At 34.8% G+C, this 16,062-nt stretch carries 17 protein-coding genes; 9 read left to right on the top strand and 8 right to left on the bottom strand.

Annotated features, from left to right (window positions below):
• Positions 1-181 precede the first annotated feature (181 nt).
• Complete coding sequence (locus HNS38_RS05260) at positions 182-1,417, bottom strand: S-adenosylmethionine:tRNA ribosyltransferase-isomerase (RefSeq protein WP_172346113.1); 1,236 nt, start codon at positions 1,415-1,417, stop codon at positions 182-184.
• Positions 1,418-1,437: 20 nt separating this feature from the next.
• Positions 1,438-1,689 (bottom strand): hypothetical protein, encoded by a 252-nt coding sequence (locus HNS38_RS05265; protein WP_172275935.1) that lies wholly within the window; start codon positions 1,687-1,689, stop codon positions 1,438-1,440.
• A 253-nt stretch (positions 1,690-1,942) separates the two neighbouring features.
• Here HNS38_RS05265 and HNS38_RS05270 point away from each other — a divergent pair, with 253 nt between their 5' ends.
• Both HNS38_RS05270 and HNS38_RS05275 read left to right on the top strand, forming a co-directional pair.
• Complete coding sequence (locus HNS38_RS05270; protein WP_172275937.1) at positions 1,943-2,872, top strand: riboflavin kinase; 930 nt, start codon at positions 1,943-1,945, stop codon at positions 2,870-2,872.
• Positions 2,865-3,659: an MBL fold metallo-hydrolase gene (locus HNS38_RS05275; protein WP_216663641.1), complete on the top strand. Its 795-nt coding sequence runs from the start codon at positions 2,865-2,867 to the stop codon at positions 3,657-3,659. Before HNS38_RS05270 ends, HNS38_RS05275 begins: the two co-directional genes overlap by 8 nt.
• Here HNS38_RS05275 and HNS38_RS05280 read toward each other — a convergent pair.
• From HNS38_RS05280 to HNS38_RS05290, 3 genes are read right to left on the bottom strand one after another with little or no spacing between them, the layout of a single operon-like run.
• Entirely contained in the window at positions 3,656-4,753 is a 1,098-nt protein-coding gene (locus HNS38_RS05280; protein WP_172275939.1) for a cytochrome-c peroxidase, read from the bottom strand. The genes HNS38_RS05275 and HNS38_RS05280 overlap by 4 nt on opposite strands.
• On the bottom strand, positions 4,750-5,775 hold the full coding sequence (locus tag HNS38_RS05285; protein ID WP_216663642.1) for a cytochrome c peroxidase: 1,026 nt from the start codon (positions 5,773-5,775) through the stop codon (positions 4,750-4,752). The genes HNS38_RS05280 and HNS38_RS05285 overlap by 4 nt, the downstream gene beginning before the upstream one ends.
• Before the next feature lie 7 nt (positions 5,776-5,782).
• Positions 5,783-6,748 carry an MbnP family protein gene (locus HNS38_RS05290; RefSeq protein ID WP_172275941.1) on the bottom strand — a complete coding sequence of 322 codons (966 nt, stop codon included), beginning with the start codon at positions 6,746-6,748 and terminating at the stop codon, positions 5,783-5,785.
• Between the two features lie 385 nt (positions 6,749-7,133).
• Here HNS38_RS05290 and HNS38_RS05295 point away from each other — a divergent pair, with 385 nt between their 5' ends.
• Positions 7,134-7,622, top strand: a complete 489-nt coding sequence (locus tag HNS38_RS05295) for a dihydrofolate reductase (protein WP_172275943.1) — start codon at positions 7,134-7,136, stop codon at positions 7,620-7,622.
• Between the two features lie 106 nt (positions 7,623-7,728).
• On the opposite strand, the gene HNS38_RS05300 is transcribed toward HNS38_RS05295, so the two are convergent.
• Entirely contained in the window at positions 7,729-7,971 is a 243-nt protein-coding gene (locus tag HNS38_RS05300) for a hypothetical protein (RefSeq protein ID WP_371742896.1), read from the bottom strand.
• A gap of 143 nt (positions 7,972-8,114) precedes the next feature.
• On the opposite strand from HNS38_RS05300, the gene HNS38_RS05305 reads away from it, so the two are divergent.
• Both HNS38_RS05305 and HNS38_RS05310 read left to right on the top strand, forming a co-directional pair.
• Positions 8,115-8,783 (top strand): hypothetical protein, encoded by a 669-nt coding sequence (locus HNS38_RS05305; protein ID WP_172275947.1) that lies wholly within the window; start codon positions 8,115-8,117, stop codon positions 8,781-8,783.
• Entirely contained in the window at positions 8,783-9,655 is an 873-nt protein-coding gene (locus HNS38_RS05310; protein WP_253916188.1) for a nucleotidyl transferase AbiEii/AbiGii toxin family protein, read from the top strand. Before HNS38_RS05305 ends, HNS38_RS05310 begins: the two co-directional genes overlap by 1 nt.
• 18 nt (positions 9,656-9,673) lie before the next feature.
• Here HNS38_RS05310 and HNS38_RS05315 read toward each other — a convergent pair whose 3' ends face one another.
• Positions 9,674-10,105: an NUDIX hydrolase gene (locus HNS38_RS05315; RefSeq protein ID WP_172275949.1), complete on the bottom strand. Its 432-nt coding sequence runs from the start codon at positions 10,103-10,105 to the stop codon at positions 9,674-9,676.
• 243 nt (positions 10,106-10,348) lie between these two features.
• On the opposite strand from HNS38_RS05315, the gene HNS38_RS05320 reads away from it, so the two are divergent.
• The 4 genes from HNS38_RS05320 (at position 10,349) to HNS38_RS05335 (ending at position 14,285) form a co-directional block, all read left to right on the top strand.
• The gene (locus HNS38_RS05320) at positions 10,349-12,418 is read left to right on the top strand and encodes a prolyl oligopeptidase family serine peptidase (RefSeq protein WP_172275951.1); all 2,070 of its coding nucleotides are present in this window, start codon (positions 10,349-10,351) and stop codon (positions 12,416-12,418) included.
• Between the two features lie 294 nt (positions 12,419-12,712).
• A complete protein-coding gene (gene gap / locus HNS38_RS05325) occupies positions 12,713-13,726 on the top strand; it encodes a type I glyceraldehyde-3-phosphate dehydrogenase (protein ID WP_172346114.1) in 1,014 nt (337 codons plus the stop codon).
• A 54-nt stretch (positions 13,727-13,780) separates the two neighbouring features.
• Positions 13,781-14,002, top strand: coding sequence for a hypothetical protein (locus HNS38_RS05330; RefSeq protein WP_172275955.1), 222 nt, complete (start codon positions 13,781-13,783; stop codon positions 14,000-14,002).
• Positions 13,995-14,285, top strand: coding sequence for a type II toxin-antitoxin system RelE/ParE family toxin (locus HNS38_RS05335; RefSeq protein ID WP_172275957.1), 291 nt, complete (start codon positions 13,995-13,997; stop codon positions 14,283-14,285). Before HNS38_RS05330 ends, HNS38_RS05335 begins: the two co-directional genes overlap by 8 nt.
• Before the next feature lie 42 nt (positions 14,286-14,327).
• Here HNS38_RS05335 and HNS38_RS05340 read toward each other — a convergent pair whose 3' ends face one another.
• Positions 14,328-15,992, bottom strand: coding sequence for a tetratricopeptide repeat protein (locus HNS38_RS05340; protein ID WP_172346115.1), 1,665 nt, complete (start codon positions 15,990-15,992; stop codon positions 14,328-14,330).
• Positions 15,993-16,062 lie beyond the last annotated feature (70 nt).

Consider the following 16,062-nt stretch of genomic DNA (forward strand, 5'->3'; position numbering starts at 1 on the left):
TATTCATCTAGATAGGTAGTGAAACTAAACAGGAATCTATTGAAACTTTAGGTATAGCGATAAATAAAATATACGAGTGTAAAACTAAGATTCTAATTATGACTTCTTCTATATGTATATCGCCATTAACCATTGTAAAATTCAAAGTGTGCTTAAGGCCTACTTTAAATAGGAAGTGGTATTAATCTTCAGCATACAAAAACAAACAACTATCTCCATAACTTAAAAAGCGGAAATCATTGTCCATAGCGTATTGGTAAATTTCTTTCCATTGCTCTCCCAAATAGGCCGATATGAGGAGGAGTAATGTGCTTTTTGGCTGGTGGAAGTTGGTAATAATGCCATCAATCATTTGATAGTCGTAGCCTGGACCAATGAGTATTTGGGTTTCGGAGCGCAGCTCCTGGAGTTTGTGCAGAATTAGAAAGTCGAATATAGCTTGTAATGATTGCTCTACCGAGGGTAAAGACGCTATATGCTCGTCCAACTCATAAGCCTCCCATTGACTGATTTTATATTCTTCTAGATTGGGTTGATGAATCATTTTTACGCCGATCCAATATAAACTCTCTAAGGTTCTAATACTTGTAGTTCCTACTGCTATTAGCTTTTGGTCTTTTTTATTAATCAATGATTCAATTAATTCCTTCTTCACCAAAATTTGCTCAGTATGCATGATATGATTGCCCACTTCCTCATCAGAAACTGGTTTAAAAGTTCCAGCACCCACATGCAAGGTCACATAATGAGTTTCTATTTTTTTATGAGACAATTTCTCCATTACCGCATCCGTAAAGTGCAATCCTGCTGTTGGAGCAGCAACCGAACCCTCATTACGTGCATAAATGGTTTGGTATCTAATTTTATCGTTCTCTTCGGCATTGCGATCCATATATGGAGGCAATGGAATTTTGCCAGTCTCTTCCAATACAGTAGCAAAATCAAGCTCCTCAGGTGTCCAAGTCAAACGGATATAGCTATATTCTCTTTCGTCTTTAAGTTTTTCTGCTTTCAGCACATTCTTTTGACCAGTTAACTCAAAGGGCATTTCCAGTTCACCGCTTTTCCATTTCTTTCTATTGCCAATAAGGCATTTCCAAACCACTCCACTTTTTTGCTGAAATGCATCTTGAATTTCGCGAGTAGGTTCCACTGGTTCTAGGCAAAATATTTCGATTCTAGCGCCTGTATTTTTTGCAAATATCAACCGAGCTTGAACCACTTTGGTATCATTAAAAACCAAAAGGCTATTTTCTGGTAAGAAACTTGAAAGCGTTTTAAACTGACTTTCCTGAATTTTCCCATTAAAATACAATAGCTTAGAAGCATCCCTTTCTTCTAAAGGATACTGTGCAATTCGATGTGATTCTAGAGGGTAATCGTATTCTTGGATTTGTATATTTGAGGGTCTTTGCATAGTAAATCCGATATGTTTGATTAGAGGTTCAGGATGTCATCAATATTTAAAACATCGAGGTATTCATCTACTATATAACCTAATTCTGGGGTGTCTATTTTGCGAATTTTGTTTAGGTCGAGATCGTAGATGACTTCCACATAAAACTGCTTGTAAATATAGAGTTTCATGATACTTTCTTCTTCTTTCTTTTCCATAATCAATCGCCCAGACTCCATAATGAGTAGCAGTTTCTGAACTTGTGTAAGACTATTAAAGCGTGCTTTTTCCATAAGTGGTATTCCTGCTGCAAAGATACTGGAAATTGCTTTTGCTTAGAAAATTTAAGAATCTTTCAGAATTAGTCTAAACATCATTCTTATAATTATTGCTCATGTCATTTACTTGATATAGCCAAAACTTACCAGCTTGCATTAATTAAGCTTCGGTTTCAAATCGAAACTATCAGGAGAGCATTAAATAATACGCATCTCAAACGAACCAAAAAATCTCTTATCTTCGCATGTATTCTAAAACATTTAGTCAGTGAAAATATATTACGGTTTCGACGAAGTGAAACACATCAAGAATGCAGTGGTAACTGTAGGTTCTTTTGATGGTGTTCACATGGGGCATCAAGTCATTATCAATAAATTAAAGGAATTAGCCAGAATTGAAGAGGGCGAATCGGTGGTGATCACCTTTTATCCTCATCCAAGAAAAGTTCTTTATCCAGAAACTACTGGTAGAGATTTATTGATGATCAATACACGCAAAGAAAAGATTCATCTTTTGGAAAGAGCAGGAATCGATCATCTGATTTTTGTGGAATTCACAAGAGAATTTTCCAATACTACATCGGCACAGTTTGTGGAGGATTATCTCATTAAAAAGCTGAATACTAAAGTATATGTTACTGGTCAAAATCACCATTTTGGTAAAAATAGAGATGGAGATATTGATGAGCTTTCTAAGCTTGGAAAAGAACACAACTTTCAAGTTGAACTGATTCATTTGCAAGATATTCAAAATGTAGATGTAAGCTCCACATTGATTAGAGAGTCTATTATTAGAGGGAAATTGAATACTGCCAACTTGTATTTAACTCATCCTTATTTTGTGATTGGACATCTTTCTTCCGGAAGTCAATTGTATAAACGGATGGGATATAATACATTCCGTATGGATATTGGCGATAAGTATAAATTGATTCCTCCTTGCGGTTCTTATAAAGTGAGAATTAATTATAATGGTCATATTGACGATGGAATTGCTTTGATTAGTACTTGCACCAATGCACTAAACGAAAGTGTTCTAGATATTTATACTAAGAATATGGATGTTCATAACCTTCCAGGTAAAGATGTGATTATATATTTCTTGGAGGAGCTTAATGTTCAAGACGACGAGAAAAAAGGCAGCCTTCTCAATTCCATCATGATGAAGGATTTGATTAGATTCGATAGCAATGGCTGATGCCGAAGCCATGCATATTGAGTTTCTAGGGACTGGAACATCATTGGGAGTTCCTATGATTGGTTGCAAATGTCATGTTTGTAAATCAAGCGATACTAAGGACAATAGAATGCGTGCTTCTTTGTTGATTAAATACCAAGGAAAAAATGTAGTGATTGACTGTGGACCAGATTTCAGGACCCAGTTACTACGTGCTGGTGTTGACGATTTAGAAAGCGTAATTATCACCCACGAACATCGCGATCATATTGCAGGTTTAGACGATGTGAGAAGCATCAATTATATCCTTAGGAAAAGTGTGGAGCTTCGCTTATCGGAGGAGTCTTTAAAAGCAGTAAAAGTTGAGTTTCCCTATATATTTAACCCTGGCGATTATCAAGGTGCTCCCCAAATAGATTTAGTACATTTAGATGATGAGCCTTTTGAGTTAAATGGGTTGAAATTTATTCCATTAAAGGTGATGCATCGCCATATGAAAGTATATGGTTTTAGAATAGGCGATTTTAGTTATATCACCGATGCCAATTATATTCCAGATGAAACCATGGCGATTCTAAAAGGCACCAAAATAATGGTATTAAATGCCTTAAGGTTAAAAAAACACCCGTCACATTTTAGTTTAGAAGAGGCTATAGAAATTGCTCAAGAAATTGGAGCTGAGAAAACCTATTTCACCCACCTCGGCCATTTAATTGGCAAGCATGAGTATGTAAATCCCAAGCTCCCAAAAAATATGGAATTGGCTTATGATGGTTTAAGCTTTTCTATTCCTTATTCTCAAAATTAATTCTGAAAAGGATTGGCATATTCTGTGTTATTCAAGAATGTTTCATCGGTAAGCGTCATCAAAAAAGCTTTTAAATCTGCTATATCTTGTTCATTCAACTGCAATCCTGGTTCTAAATTATATTGCATTGCATCATCAATGGTTGTAGAGGCTTTTACATGTCTGTTATAATGCTCCAAAACTTGATTTAGGGTTTCAAAACGACCATCGTGCATATAAGGTCCTGTTGCCGCAATATTCCTAAGTGATGGGACTTTAAATTTAGCTCGGTCTGCGGGGTTTTCTGTGACAGAAAAATAGCCATCATCAGCAAAATCGACATCAGTGTCCAAACCATTATTCATATATTGGTTATTGGTGAAATTTACTCCTGCATGACAGTGAAAACACTCTCCTCCTTTTTGCTGACCATTGGGATCGTATTCTGTAAAAAACAAGTCTTTACCACGTGCTTCACTTTCACTAAATGTTGCAATTCCTAATAGCACTTGGTCGTATTTGCTATTCATTGACAAAATGGTCATCATAAACTGTTCCATGGCCAATCCCATTCTCTCGCTACTAATTTTATCATCACCAAAAGCTCTTATGAATTGATCTTTGTAAACCTTAGATTCCTCCAGTTTTGCTACTACATTTTCTAATGTCTCATTCATCTCTAGGGGGTCTTGAATAGGCATGAGTGATTGTTCTCTCAATGTTTTTGCTCTTCCATCCCAGAAAAAACTATTATTATGCCAAGCCATATTAAAAATGGCCATCGCCTGACGTTTCCCTTCCAAGCCTTCTACACCTTCGCTAAATCTCCTGGTATCGCTAAAGCCATCTAATTGTAAGTGACAATCTGCACAACTTTGAGAGGCATCTTTCGAAAGCATGGGTTCATAGAACAACATTTTGCCGAGCTCCACTTTTTGCTGAGTCAGCTGATTGTCTTCAGGAATAGGTGGTTTTGGGAAGTAACTGGTATTCAATACATAAGAACTTGTATCATAAACAGCGACCTCCTCAGGTTCGGTGTTTTGGTTTTCATTTTTATCGCAACTAATGAGCAATATGCTAATTAATGCCAATAGACTTAGAAATTTATTCATGGTTTTTGGAAGTGTTTATTATTAATAAAAGACTCATCTGTAAGGCTTTGTAAAAAGGCGATGAGGTTTTCTTGGTCTTGTTTACTTAAGTTCAAGGGTTTAATCAATTGGTTTTTGTGGGGATGGTTTTTTCCTCCACTGTTATAGTGGGCCACTACTTCTTGCAGATTCTTTAAGGAACCATCATGCATATAAGGAGCTGTTATGGCTATATTCCTTAAAGAAGGAGTTTTGAATAAGGCCAAATCAGCTTCGTCATAGGTTAGTCTATAGCGACCCTGATCCTCATATTCCTCGTATAATCCATTATTCTCAAAGGCATAATTAGAGAAATTAAAGCCAGAATGACATTGGAAACAATTGGTTTTTTCACTATTAAATAATTCTAATCCCGCTTTTTGTTGTGGATTTAATGCTTCATTATTATTTTGAAAGGAAAAGGCATCATATGTACTATTTCCACTCAATAAACTTCTTTCAAAAGTGGCTATGGCTCTAGTAATAACAAATGGATCTATTTCCCTTTGGTATGCTTCTTGGCTTAAGGAAAGGTAGAACTCATCTTCTCTTAACCTTTCAGTTATTTCTAAAAGATTAAAATCAAACTCTACATGTTCTTGCACTGGAACCAATACTTGCATTTCAAGAGTATTTACTCCGCCTTCACGAGTAAAATAAGGTTGATAGGCCACATTGGCCAAAGAAGGAGAATTCCTTATTCCAGGGCTGTTTTCTACACCTAAACTGACTCTGGTGGTATCGCTAAAAGCAAAAGAGGGCAGATGGCAACTGGCACAACTGATACTTTGATCTCGCGATAATGATTTCTCGAAAAATAGGTTTTTTCCAAGTTCCCACCTGGCATGAGAATATTCATTATCCTCGGGATATTCCACGGCAGGAAAACCCTCAGGAATTTCCATAGAAAATGGAATTTCCTGAATAGTTTCTGAATCCTCTACCTTTGAACAAGCAAAAGCTCCAAATAAGAGGATAAAAAATATGAAAAAAGGAGTTCTCACTAATTTCTTATTGACTGATCACTAATTTTTGTGTTTCAATAACCTGAGACTGATTTATTAAGCTTAAGAAGTAAATTCCTGCTTCATCAATATCTATATCAAGTTTGGTCTGATTGGCTTCTATAAATTGTTCTTTAATAATACGGCCACTTAAATCGGTGATCTGTAGTTTAGAATTTGTAGGATAATCTTTATAGAGAAGAATATGGGTTTGATGAATGGTCGCAGGATTAGGTGCAATTACAAAACTAGCTTGTGGCTCTAAATCATCAAGCCCAGTAAATACCATTTGCGAAAATACTTTAGTGGAGAAATTAGACAATAAGACTGCAGATTCGCCAGTTTCAGCATGTGAAAATAAACCTGCAGAAACATCAATATTTTCAAGTAAACCCATATAATCAGCTTTTATACTGATGATTCTTTCATCACCATTGACCAAGTTGGCAGTAGGAAGATTTACCATTAAATAATTAATATCACCTAAACTATGTATCTGATAGTCGATTAATAATGCAGTACCAGTCTTTCCTTCTAGTGCAGCAAATCTATAGCCCGAAGCCCAGCCCCAATGCATATCAGGATTTTGTAGTGCCAATGGATGGCCTTCAGGATAAGTAGTAGGATCTAGATGGTTTATCTCAGGTTCAACACCTATTCCAAATCGAATTTCTTCAATAACATCAATGTCATGATTTCCAAGATTGAAAGACATTTCCTCTTCCACATTTACTAATAGCCAAGTGTCTTCTATGTCTGTAACTATTCCGCCGTCATGAACAATTTTAATTTGCGACACATAGTATTGTAATCTTGTGATGGAATACTCATAATCAAGATCATGTGTATAGGATTGTTCCATTTCTAGAACTTGGTCTCCCATATAATTATTAATATTAAGGATTATAGCGTTTTGAGCAAAAGAGCCAAAACCTAATAATACCAATAGGGAAAAGAGTACAGTTTTCTTCATAAGAATAGTTTTTAATTTAAAAATACATAAAAGCAAAGCCAGGGTATTGGCTTAATTGTTTGTGCTTCTTCCGGTATACCTTCTATGTATAAATGGAGAAAAAAGGCTTTAAAATCACTTCGTAAAACCCTATATTATAGTCAAATATATGAAAACAATCTTCAATTCAAACATAGTGGTTTTGTATTTAGGTATTTTAATGTCTTAATTATTTGTTTTTGCACTAAGACTCATTTGTAGAACTCAGAAAATGAGTAGGCTAGAAAGGTGAATGACAAAACAATATACTTTGTTAAATATTTTATAAAGTTTTAAATAGAAAATGTGCCTAGGATAAATAGGCGATGATGAGTGATTATTTCTAAATTTGCAAAAAAACAAAGATATGCTCTCTATCATAGTTGCCGTTGCTGAAAATAATGCCATTGGAAAAGATAATGATCTCATTTGGTATATCTCAGACGATTTAAAACGTTTTAAGCGCTTAACTACAGGTCATACCATTTTAATGGGAAGAAAGACTTACGAATCTTTACCAAACGGAGCCCTCCCCAAAAGAGAAAATGTGGTGATTACTAGAGACAAAGACTTGAAATTAGACAAATGTACCATGCTACATTCTGTTGACGAGGCCATAGAAAAATATGCCAAGTCAGAAGAAGAAGTATTCGTGATTGGAGGAGGGAGCATTTATGAGAAACTACTTCCATATGCACATAAAATCTTCTTGACTAAAGTTCACTCTAGCTTTGAAGCAGATGTGTTCTTCCCAGAAATCGACATACAAAACTGGAAAGTTATAGCAGAAGAGCATCATGAGAAAGGGGAGAAGAATGAGTTTAATTTTAGTTTTATTGATCTTGTGAAGGTTTAACCAACGGAGGCCCTGAGACATAAGGGATTTTAATAGTGGAGTGAGAGAATGATAGGATCTATGGAGCCTCTAATGCTATTAACTCATTCACTGGGGTGTTCACTCATCATAGCCATACTTCCAAAGATTCTTGTACTATCAAATCATGGTCAAAAGCCAATTCAGGTAATTCATCAATAAAGAACCATTCTGTTTCACTGGCATCATCACCCGCTTGTGCTTCTTGTTCTTCTTCTAAAAAAGCTCCAAAAACTACACTTACCGTTCTTCCTCTTGGGTCTCTTCTGGGTTTGCCATAGGTTTTTAATTGTTGAAGTTTCACATTTGTAAAATGAGCCTCCTCCTCCAATTCTTTAAATCCTCTTAGAGAAGTTCTAAGGATTTTTTAAAGAGATTGTTGGTTTTTTATGAAGCAGAATATTATGTTGGTATCTTTATATTTAATGATAAACCTAATTAATTTACTATATTTGCGTATATAATCCATGGTATATGGATTATATACGCAAATATAGTATTATGATAGGTGAGATAGAAAGAGAATTATCAAAAATAAAAACCCATATCATTGACCATTCGAGTATATCAAGTATACTTATGAATTTGGGGTATTTTAAGGTAAATGATAAGATAAATCATTTAAAACAAAAGGGTGTTTTAAAACCAATCAAAAAAGGTTTATACTACCACTCATCTATTATTACAAAAAATATTATTTCAAAAGAATTATTAGCCAATACTATTTTAGGGCCTTCTTATATTTCTTTGGAATATGCTTTATCATATCATGGTCTTATTCCCGAAAGTGTTTTTCAGTTGACATCAGTTTGTACTAAACGGAGCAAACAATATGATACAGAATTAGGTGTTTTTAGTTATAAACATATTAAAAAGGAATTGTTTTCTATTGGACTTAAAATAGAGCATGCCAAAAATGGTTTTTTTATGATAGCCACAAAAGAAAAAGCATTATGTGATATGATTTATTTAAAAAACACTTCTTTTTTTTCTAAAAAGGAACTCATTGCTTTTTTAGAAGATGATTTAAGAATCGATATAGTTGATTTAAACAATTTGAATATTGAAATAATAAATGACTATTACCAAAAGAGTAAATCGAAACGAATTGCTATTTTTCTCAAATTACTAAAAAACAATTGATGAATATTTTAGAACAGATGCTTTCTAAATATGAAATAGAAAGTGAAAATGATATGATAAATGCCCTGAAAGAGATATTTCAGGAAATCGTATTATTGGGATTGTATAGAGGTGGTTTTTTTGAGAAAGCGGCATTTTACGGAGGTACTGCATTAAGGATTTTATATGGCTTAGATCGTTTTTCGGAGGATTTAGATTTTACTTTGCTAGAAAAGAATAAAAATTTTAAATTGGAACCCTATTTCCCTGTCATTATTGAGGAGTTTAACTCCTTAGGAATTAGTATCAATATACATACCAAAAAGAAAAGTAGTAACATCAGCCATATTGAATCAGCTTTTTTAAAAAATGATACTTCTCTACATTCTTTGCATATCTCTTCTGAGAATATTAGTTCCATTTTGGGAGGTATATATTCCGGCAGAAAAATTAAAATTAAGTTTGAAATTGACACAAATCCCCCATTAAAATTTCAAACAGAATCAAAAACCTTATTAATGCCTATAACTTTTAATATTTTAAGCATGAGTTTACCCAATCTTTATGCGGGAAAAATGCATGCTGTATTGTTTAGAAATTGGAAAACAAGGGTTAAAGGAAGAGATTGGTACGACTTTGAATGGTATGTAAAGCAAGGTGTAAAATTAAACCTGGAACATTTACAGCATCGAATAATTGAGAGTGAAAATCTTGACAGTGCGTTTGTATTAACTAAAGAAGTATTTATCGAATTCATGTATAAAAAAGTTGACCAATTAAACATTAAAAATGCGGTAACAGAAGTTAGTCCATTTTTAAAAGATACTTCAGTATTAGGTGCGTGGACAAAAGATTACTTTAGATTTTTAACTGGAAAAATTATCTACTGCTAATCAGCTTAAGCCTTCTTATTAAAGAAATAAGCTTTCCAATGATTCTCGTACTATCAAATCATGGTCAAAAGCCAATTCAGGTAATTCATCAATAAAGAACCATTCCGCTTCGCTAGCATCATCGCCAGCTTGTGCTTCCTGTACTTCTTCTAAAAAACCGCCAAAAACCACACTTATCGTTCTTCCCCTTGGATCTCTTCCGGGTTTACCATAGGTTTTTAATTGTTGAAGCTTCACATTTGTGATATTGGTTTCCTCCTCCAATTCTCTATAAGCTGATTCTATTAAATCTTCCTCCATCTCAATAAATCCACCTGGCAAAGCCCAATGATCTTGATATGGCTCATGCCCTCTTTTTATGAGAAGAATTTCGGTTTGCTCTTCAAGTTTTCTTAGTATTACCATATCTACACAAAGCATGGGACGTGGGTATTCGTATGTATATGCCATAGTTTCGAATATTTTTTTCAAAGGTAATATAGATTCTCAAATGATGGGAAATACTTCATATCTCATTCCAAAGAATCAGGTCAAGAACTTTACTATTTAACAAAAAGCGGATTAACTGTGCAGTCCATAAATATTTAGGTGGATGTTTTGATTTCTTTCCAAAATCTATTTCAATCCATTTTGGCAGAAGCAATACATTTTCTATCTTCGGCACCAGTTTTATCTATTATTAAAAATGATATCATGAAAAAATATTTCAAATTTATTGCCGCTTTAGTGTTGTTTATGTCCTTGCCTTTAAGTCAGTTGGCTTTTTCTCAATCTGTAATGTCTCCCAGCGATTTACTCAGTTTGGAACGATGTGGAATTAGTGAATTAAGTCCTGATGGTTCAGAGTTGATTTACAGTATTTCAACACCAAGAACAGCAAATGAGGAAGCTGGTGGCTCACATTATAAGTATTATAAAATGAATATGACCACTCAAGAATCTACACTTCTTTTTGAGGAGGGTTTTAAAGGTGGTTCTCCTCATTATAGTCCCGATGGTTCTCATTTAGCTTTCACTTATACCGAAGAAGGTGGAAAGAGTCAAGTTTGGGTAATGCCAGTTGAAGGAGGAGAGAAAATACAAGTGACCCATGCCGAAAATGGAGTGAGTTCTTATCAATGGCAGCCTGATGGTTTGGGAATGGCCTATCTTTCTATGCAGGTCAAATCAGAAAAAGAAATGGAACTTGATGATCGCGGTTATGGCTTTATCTTTTATGAAGAAAATCTTAAAATAAAAGAATTATATTTGGTACAATTTGATGCCAATTATCAAACTCAAGAGGAAAAGAAACTACTAGAGAACACTCATGTTTGGGAGATGATTTTTAGTCCAAGTAGCGAATATTTAGCTTTTACTACCACCGAGAAAAACCTTACAGATCAAAAATATATGTTCCGTAAAATTAAAATTATGGATTTGGCTTCGGGAAAGCTCATCAATGAAGTAGGAAATATTGGTAAACTCGGAAACTATGCCTTTAATGAGGAGGGTACTCAATTGGCTTTTGCCTCAGCTTTAAATATCAACGACCATGCCGTAAGTCAGGCCTTTGTTTATTCACTTAAAAAAGAAGAAATAACAAATCTCACTCCTGAGAATTTCAAAGGCCATGTGAGTTGGATAGCATGGAAAAGTAATAAAGAAATCTTCTTCTATTCTGGAGAAGGTGTTTATCCTAAACTCTCTAGTGTATCCATTAAAAAAGGAAAACGTGATGTATTATTAGACGCTGAGGATTCAGGTATCATTTTCGGAAAACCCATATTTACTGCTGACCTCAAAACCTTTGTTTTCACAGGAAATACACCCAGTGATTATTCCAATATTTATTCGTGGAGTGGAAAAGGAAAACTCAATAAACTGACCAATGTGAATCCTCAATTAGCCGATATGGAACTGGGAGAGCAAGAAGTGATTCAGTTTATAGCTAGAGATGGCAAAGAAATAGAAGGATTATTGATGAAACCTGTGGGTTATAAAAAGAACAAGAAATACCCTTTGGTATTATATGTTCACGGTGGACCTGAATCTCATCATAGCAATGGTTGGTTGAGTAGGTATTCCACCCCGGGACAGGTGATGGCCGGAAAAGGATATTTGGTGGCTTATTTGAACTATAGAGCCAGTACTGGCTATGGTATTGATTTTGCCATGGAAGGTTTTATGGATCCTGCAGGAAAAGAATTTGACGACTTAGCCGATGGTATTGAGTATCTCATTGCCGAAAAAGGCGCTGATAAAGAAAGAGTTGGAATGGCTGGTGGGTCTTATGGTGGATATGCTTCGGGTTGGTTCGCGACCTATTATACCGAATATGTAAAAGCCGTTTGTATGTTCGTAGGAATTAGTAATGTGAGCAGCAAGCGCGGAACTACAGATATTTCTTATGAAGAGTTGTATGTACACAGTGGCAAACCATTAGAAGAACAGTGGCAGATGAATTTGGAACGCAGTCCGGTTTATTGGGCGCACCAAAGTAAAACTGCTACCTTAATTTATGGTGGTGCCGATGATCCACGTGTACATCCAGAGCAAAGTTTGCAATTATACCGCCGTATGAAAATGAATAACCATCCTGCCGTTCGTTTGGTACAATATCCAGGTGAAGGACATGGTAACAGAAAGCAAGTGGGACAGATAGATGTTATTTATCGTCAGATTGACTGGCTAGATTGGTATGTGAAAGATTTAAAACCTTTAGATGGACCCATGCCAGCGCTTGATATCAGTGAGAAATATGGTTTGGATTGGGAGTTTTAAGAGGTCTGAAACCACACAGACTGATCACATCATGACTCTGATAAACAATGAGTTTCGTTGTATTAATTGAGTGAGATAGCTTGAAGTCTAAAGTTGGAAGCCCGATTTGATTTACCTCTAGCTTCGTGCTCCGAGCTTCGAACCACAAAACTTGTAGAAACTGAAATGCTAAAGGGTATCGTTTTAATAGCAGAAATATAATTCCAACATCATCATAGTTTCACTGATTTTGAATTCTAGCAATGATACTGCCTAAAAAACCCGTAATTTTGTATCCTTAAAAACTCACAGATCATGTCAAAAATAAGATTGGCTATCAACGGATTTGGAAGAATAGGTAGAGCTACTTTTCGCCTACTTATTAACCATCCCAATATTAGTGTTATTGCCATTAATGATTTAACAGATACCTACACCCTTTCACACCTTTTGAAATACGATACGGTTCACAGAGCCGTGAAGGCGAAGGTAGATTATGATGAGAATCATTTGATAGTTAATGATCAATCAACGTTGGTTTTAAAGGAAAAGAATCCTCAGAATTTACCATGGGCTGATTTGGATATTGATGTGGTGATTGAGTCTACAGGTTTGTTTGCCACTAAAGATAAAGCAGGCATGCATTTGCAGGCAGGAGCGAAAAAGGTAATCATTTCAGCACCAGCCAAAGATGATGAGGAACAGGAAATTCCGTTTATAGTTTTGGGTGTAAATGATAAAGATATTGACAAGAATCTAAAGATTATTTCCAATGCCAGTTGTACCACCAATAATGTGGCTCCACTGATAAAGATATTAGACGAAAACTGGGGAATAGAAAAAGGGTTTATCACCACCGTTCACTCTTACACTAAAGATCAGAATATTTTAGATGGACCTCATAAAGATTTGAGGAGGGGAAGAACGGCAGCTGAGAATATAGTGCCTACTACAACCGGAGCGGCAAAGGCAGTTACCCGTATTTTTCCTCATTTAGACCAGAATCTAGGTGGGGCAGGTATACGAGTTCCTGTTCCCGATGGCTCATTAACCGATTTAACTTGTACACTTGCTAAACCCGCTACCATTGAAGAGATCAACGAAGCCTTTAAAGTAGCCAGCGAAACCACTATGAAAGGCATCCTCGAATATACCGAAGATCCAATAGTATCGCGCGATGTGATTGGCAATTCCCATTCCGCTGTTTTTGATGCTCAACTCACGGCGGTTCTTGGTGATAAAAACAAATTGGTGAAAGTAATCGCTTGGTATGATAATGAGATGGGTTATTCTAATCGTTTGGTGGACTTGGTGGAGCGTTTTGTTTAATTATAGAGAACTTTTAATCTAGATATTGAACTGAAAATTAACTATTTTTGTTTCATGACAACAATTACTATTAAAAATGGAGCTAAACTCAGTAGAGATACTTTTGAAAATTGGGATGATTTTCAGAGAGAATTAATATTGATGCAGGAATCATTTGAACTCACAGAAAAGCATAAGGAGATTTTATTGTCACGCGAAAAAGAAGCCAATACTGCTCAAGAGCCTGGTTTGACTTGGGAACAAGTGAAAAAATCTATCAAGAGGAAAGATGTATAATCTAACTTTTCGACCTCCTGCTAAAAATGACTTGCAAGAAATTATAGAATATTATGATTCAATTAATCCAAAACTTGCTGATGTATTCTTGCAGCAATTAGATAAAGCTGTATATCATATTCAAAACTACCCATTGTCTTGTCAAAAGAAATTTAGTAGTATTAGAGTTGTTTTCTTAAAGCGGTTCAGCTATGGGATTTATTTTATAATTAATCAACAAGAAATAGCTGTTATAGCCATACTTCACAGCAGTAGGAACCCAAAAATCTGGAGAACTCGATAAAAGAATAGTCTTTTTCTATCTAATATTACAATATAAGATAGACTAATACCCAGCCAAAAAAGAAGTAATACTCTGTTGTTCGGTCTCAATACCTAATTTTTTTCTCATTCTAGATCTAGCTACCACAATGCTTCTATAGCTTTGATTGGTAATGGCCGAGATTTCTTTGGAAGATAAGTTCATTTTTAGAAAGGCACACAATCGCAATTCGTTTTTAGTAAGGTTTGGGAAATCTGATAATAGATTGGTATAGAAATCCTGATGCGTTTCAACAAAAAGCTTTTCGAATTCTTCCCAATTGAAACTAAAATGCTCTTGTTTTATACTAGTGAGAATAGAGGTGAGATTCTTTCTCATTTCATCGGAGCCATCTTCCCTAATCGACAATATTCTATTGTGAGTGTCATTTAGTAATTCGGTAATCTGTAAGGTGTGCAATAACTTAGCTGTGAACTCTTTGTTTTTTGACTCTAAGGTAGAACGCAATATTTCATTCTGTAATTTCCTTTTGGTAGCTTTTGTTTTTTGAAGCCTAAATAGCATGAGAAAGAATAGAGCAATAATAATGAGCCCAATTAATATGGTATACAAAATCAACTCGTTTTTCTTTTGTTTCTCAATGAGCTCTCTCCTACTTTGTTTGTATTTTGCATTCAGCTCAATACTGGTCACTTTCTTAATATTCTCTGTATTGATAGCCTCTTCGCTGAGCCTCTGCTCTATTTCTTTATATTCCAGGGCTTTCTCAAATTCTCCTATAGATTTGTAGATGGTATACAATAATCGAACAGCCTCTTTCTGTACATGTGGATGCCCAATTTCTTTACCTAAATCATAAGCTTTTAAAGTGTAATAAATAGCGGAGTCGTTGGAGTTATTATGGGTATGAAATACTTCTCCTTTGTTTTTCAATAATAGAGAAAGCTCACGATTTGAATTGGCTAAATAACAAAGCTCTATGGCTTTGTTCAAATATATCATTCCTTCTTTATATTCCTCTAAATCGAAATAAACGATAGATAGATTGTGATAAAAGAATATAATATGAGTGGTATCATGAGCGGCAATGGTTTTATCTAAATATTGGTTTAAATAGTTTTTCGATTTAAAAAAGTTTCCCTCATCTCTTTCTAGCACGGATAGATTATTGATGATTGCATGAATTTTATTTTCATCAATATCTTCAGGAGCAGGATGCCTTTCATATAGATCTTTGGCTTTTAAATAATTATAACGGGCTTTTTCATAATCTTTCATGATTAAATAAACCGTTCCAATCCTATTATATATGGCAAAGCTTCCTAATGAATCTATTCTATTTTGTATCTCCAATGCTTGATGTAGATAATCGAAAGAAAGATCGAATAAGTTGAGCATGAAGTGCAATTCTCCTGCCACATTATACAATTCAATCTTGGTGGTATCATGAATGTATTCATCTAGCTTAAGTGCCTCTTCCAAATAAAAATAGGAGGTACGGGTATTATTATCAAACTCTTTTCTAGCCTTCTTTACTAAAGTCTCCACATAAACATCTGGATGTTCAGCATTAAATAGTATAGAATCTACTTGAGCACTTAAATGATTAGAACAAAATAAAATCAATAGAAGTATTATCCAATATTTATTCATTCCCAGAGTGGTTTTTCTAGAGGCTGATTTAGCAAATCTGCCTTTGAAAATATTTTCTACTTCAATTTTTCTCATGAATCACATTCTTGTTTTCTATATTAAATTGACAAAACAGATTTTTTAATCTCTTTCCCAATAATTATAG

Source organism: Lentimicrobium sp. L6 (genome assembly GCF_013166655.1).
Classification (GTDB): Bacteria; Bacteroidota; Bacteroidia; order Bacteroidales; family UBA12170; genus UBA12170.